Below are 3669 nucleotides of genomic sequence, written 5' to 3'. Positions count from 1 at the left end.
CGAAAACTCCACAAACGTCTCCGGCGTCGCCATCACCGTCACCCCACCAGCCAACGCCAGATCACACTCACCCGACCGCAACGCCTGACCCGCCAGATGCATCGCCACCAACGACGACGAACACGCCGTGTCGACCGACACCGCCGGCCCCTCCAAGCCGAACGTGTACGCCACCCGGCCGGTGACGATGCTGCCGGAGCTGTGCCCGGAGACGTAGTCGTGGTACATCACCCCGGCGAACACACCGGTGGACGAGCCGCGCAGGGTTCCCGGGTCGATGCCGGCCCGCTCGAAAGCCTCCCAGGACGTCTCCAGCAGCAACCGTTGCTGCGGGTCCATGATCACCGCTTCACGGGGGGAGATGCCGAAGAAGACCGGGTCGAACTGGGCGGCATCGGTGAGGAATCCACCCTTGTCCACGTAGGTGGTGTCGGGGCGGGTGCTCGTCGGGTCGTAGAGCCGGGCCAGGTCCCAACCCCGATCGGTCGGGAAGCCGTCGACGGCGTCGGTGCCCTCGGCGACGAGCCGCCACAGGTCCTCCGGCGAGGTGATACCGCCGGGGTAGCGGCAGGCCATCCCGACGATCGCCACCGGCTCGTCGGCGACGGTCGTGGCGGTCTGCCGCACGGCGTCGGTGTCGTCCGGGCCGGCGATCTCGCTGAGCAGGTGCCGGGCCAGGTCACGCGGGGACGGGTAGTCGAAGATCAGGGTGGCGGGCAGCCGCAGGCCGGTGCTGACGGCGAGCCCGTTGCGCAGTTCCACGGCGGTGAGCGAGTCGAAGCCCAGCTCCTGGAACGCGCGGCCGGCGTCGATCCGCTCGGCGGAGGCGTGCCCGAGCACCGTGGCCACCTGGCTGAGGACCAGGGCGGTCGCGGCGCGCTCACGCTCCTCGGTGGAGAGCACGGCGAGGTCCGCCGCCCACCCGGTCGCGGCGCTCCCCGTGGCGGCGCGGGCGGCCGTGCGCCGGGCCGGGCGGACCATACCGTGGAACGGCAACGGCAGGTCGTCGCCGAGGGCACGCAGGGCGGCCAGGTCGAGCCGGGCCGGCACCGCAGTCGGGTACGGGTTGGCGACGCCCGCGTCGAGCAGGGCCAACCCGTCGGCGGTGGCCAACGGCAGCACCCCACCCCGGGACATCCGCTCCCGGTCGGCGTCGGCGAGCCCTTCGGTCATCGCCGAACCCTCACCCCACAACCCCCACGCCAACGACACCGCCGGCAACCCGGCCATCCGACGGGACACCGCCAATGCGTCCAAGAACGCGTTCGCCGCCGCGTAGTTGCCCTGCCCCGGCGCACCCAGCACCCCGGACAGCGAGGAGAACAGCACGAACGCCGACAGGTCCCGACCCCGGGTCAGCTCGTCGAGCAGCCATGCCGCGTCCACCTTGGGGCGCAGCACCGCGGAGAGTCGGGCGGCGGACAGCGACGACACCACGCCGTCGTCCAGCACCCCGGCGGTGTGCACCACCGCCGACAGGTCGGGGTGGCCGTCGACCAGGGCGGTGACCTGGGCCCGGTCGGCCACGTCGGCGGCGACCAGGTCGACCTGCGCACCGGCCCCGGTCAGCTCCGCGACCAGGTCGTCGGCGCCCTGCGCGGCGGGGCCCCGGCGGGACACCAGCAGCAGCCGGGTCACCCCGTGCGTCGTCACCAGGTGCCGGGCCACCGCCGCGCCGAGCGCACCTGTCGCACCGGTGACCAGCACCGTGCCGGTGCCGTAGAGCGGGGCGTCCGGGATGGACGGTTCGATGATCTGCCGGGTGAGCCGGGGCACCGAGACGACACCGTCGCGGACCCGTACCTGCGGCTCACCGGTCGCCACCGCCACGGTGAGGGAGCCGGACACGTCCGCATCCGGGTCGGTGTCGACCAGCAGCAGCCGGTCGGGGTTCTCGGCCTGCGCGGAGCGGAGCAACCCCCACACGGCCGCCCCGGTCGGGTCGGTCCCGTCGTCGCCGACGGCGCGGCGGGTGAGCACCGCCAGCCGGTGGGTGTCGGGGCCGGCCAGCCACTCCTGCACCAGGCCGAGCACCCGGTTCACCTCGTCGTGCACCGCCTCCGGGCCGGTGACGTCCCCGGCACCGCCAGCGGTCAGCACGAGCAGCTCGGGGGTGGACGTCGCCGGCCCCTGGGCGCCGGCGTCGGCGGCAGGGTCAGCCGGGCCCGCCGGGTCGGCGGGGACCGGTGCGGTGCCGGTGGCCGGGACAGCCGGGTGGTAGGCCCAGTGCGGGGTGGGCGTGGCCGTGGGGGTGCCGATCTCCTGCCAGGTCAGGTCGAACAGCGCGTCGGCGACCCCGCCGGGGCGGGTGACCTGGACGGGCCGCAGCACCAGCGAGTCGACGGTGGCGACGGGGGCACCGACGGCGTCGGCGACCGCCACCCGTACCCCGGAGCCGACCGGGGTGAGCCGGACCCGGACGCCGGCCGCGCCGGTGGCGTGCAGGGTGAGACCGGACCAGGCGAACGGCAACCCCCGGAAGGTGTCACCGTCGGCGAAGCCGAGGGCGTGCAGGCCGGCGTCGAGCACGGCGGGGTGCAGGCCGAACCCGTCGGCGTCCACCCCCTCCGGCAGGGCGACCTCGGCAAAGAACTCGTCGCCGCGCCGCCAGACCCGGCGCAGGCCCCGGAACACCGGGCCGTAGACCAGGCCGCCGGTCGCCAGGTGGTGGTAGAGGTCGTCGGTGGGCACCGCTTCCGCACCGGCGGGCGGCCACTCGGTGAGGGCGGTCCCGGTGGTACGCCGACCGGCGGCGAGCACCCCGCTGGCGTGCCGGGTCCACGGGGCGTCGGTGTCGGCGCTGCGGGCGTACACCTGGAGGGTGCGGGTGTGGCCGGTGTCGGCGGGGCCGACGACGACCTGGAGCTGCACGCCGCCGCGTTCGGGCAGCACCAGCGGGGCTTCGATGGTGAGTTCGTCGACGGTTTCGGCGCCGACCTGCGCGCCGGCGTGCAGGGCGAGGTCAACGTAGCCGGTGCCGGGGAAGACCACCGCGCCGGCCACGGCGTGGTCGGCGAGCCACGGGTGCCGGTCTAGGGAGAGCCGGCCGGTGAGGACGGCCCCGTCGGCGTTGGCGAGGGTGACGGCCGCGCCCAGCAGCGGGTGGTCGGCGGAGTCCAGACCCATCGCGGTGGCGTCACCGGGGTCGGCCGGGGCGTCCAGCCAGAAGCGTTGGTGTTGGAAGGCGTAGGTGGGCAGGTCGACGGTCCGGCCGCCCGGGTTGACGGCCGCCCAGTCGAGGTCGACACCGCTGATCCACGCCTGCGCCATCCCGGCCGCGTACGCCTCGACCTGCTCACGCTTGCGGCGCTGCAACGCGATCGCGGTGGCGTCCTCGACGCAGTCGGCGACCATCGCGGTCAGCACACTGTCCGGCCCGATCTCCACGAACCGGGTGACACCCCGGGCCGCGAGGGCGGCGACCGCGTCGGCGAACCGGACCGTGCCCCGCACCTGACCCTGCCAGTACCCGACCGAGCCGAGTTCCTCGTCGGTGACGAGGTCACCGGTCGCGGTCGACACCAGCGGAACACCCGCCGGATTGGCGGTGACCCCGGCGAGGACCTGCCCGTACTCGGCCAGCATCGGGTCCATCAAATGCGAATGGAACGCATGCGACACCCGCAACCGACGCGTCTTCACCTCAAGACGAGCCTCCAACGCCGCGAC

At 74.4% G+C, this 3669-nt stretch carries 1 protein-coding gene; it reads right to left on the bottom strand.

The window, feature by feature from the left end; all coding sequences use genetic code 11:
• Positions 1–3660: SDR family NAD(P)-dependent oxidoreductase (locus AB0K25_RS31675; RefSeq protein ID WP_363824010.1), on the bottom strand; the 3660-nt coding region annotated here is incomplete at its 3' end.
• Positions 3661–3669: the final 9 nt, after the last annotated feature.

It is taken from the genome of Micromonospora sp. NPDC049257 (genome assembly GCF_040678915.1).
Taxonomy (GTDB): domain Bacteria; phylum Actinomycetota; class Actinomycetes; order Mycobacteriales; family Micromonosporaceae; genus Micromonospora; species Micromonospora antibiotica.
The sequence above is the reverse complement of the archived record's forward strand: the minus strand, read 5'-3'. Positions and strand labels throughout refer to the sequence as shown.